This is a genomic window from Allokutzneria sp. NRRL B-24872 (genome assembly GCF_002155965.1).
In the GTDB taxonomy this organism is placed as follows: Bacteria; Actinomycetota; Actinomycetes; order Mycobacteriales; family Pseudonocardiaceae; genus Allokutzneria.
Window position 1 is genome coordinate 1 of record NZ_MUMH01000370.1, and the last position, 740, is coordinate 740.

General features: G+C 68.2%; 1 protein-coding gene. It reads right to left on the reverse strand.

All coding sequences use genetic code 11. The features are described from left to right. Positions 1-151 precede the first annotated feature (151 nt). A partial coding sequence (locus tag CCN37_RS38115) for a 1-acyl-sn-glycerol-3-phosphate acyltransferase (protein ID WP_143262065.1) occupies positions 152-740 on the reverse strand: 589 nt, incomplete at its 5' end.

The following is a 740-nucleotide window of genomic DNA, read 5'->3' on the forward strand; positions in this document are numbered from 1 at the left end:
TGGCACAACTGTCGTTCTCCGTGCACTCGCAAGCAAGACCCAAGGCGCCTTCACTTTTTCACCGGTGTTTCACATCACGGGAAGGGCGCGCACGAAGAACCCCACCGTCCGAAGTGGACGGTGGGGCTGAAGTCCTTGCGCCGCTTGGCTCTCAGAGCTTGTCGGGGGTCCACGGGCTCTGGCCCTTGATGGGGCGGGTCTTGTCCTTGAAGCGCGGCTCGGCCAGCTCGTCCTCGCGCAGCGGGACCAAGCCGGTGGCGATGGAGCGCATGATCCGGTCGCGCGCGCGGACGGCGTCGCCCGGCGTGGTCGGCGACAGGTCCTCCAGCGGGACCTGCGGGCCGAAGTGGACCTTGAACTTCGGGCGCTTGAAGACCGACTTGAACCAGGAGGTCATCAGCGGCTTGAAGTCGCTCCAGCCCTCGACGTTCTTCGAGCCCCAGACGACGGCCTCGTGCGCGCCCCACTGGCTGACCGGCAGCACCGGGGTCTTCGCGCCGAGGGCGATCCGGGCCGCGCCGCTCTTGCCGCGCTCCGGCCACAGACCGGCGTCCAGCGAGATCTGGCCCTCTGGGTAGATCACCAGCGTCTTGCCCTTGTTGAGCGCGTCGATGGCGTTGTCCATGGCCTGGGTGACCGTCTTCTCACCGCGGTCGACCCGCACGTGCCGGCAGGTGCGCCACGCCCAGCCCACCACGGGCGCGTCGAAGAGCCCGCCGGTGGACATCAGGTACGGGTAG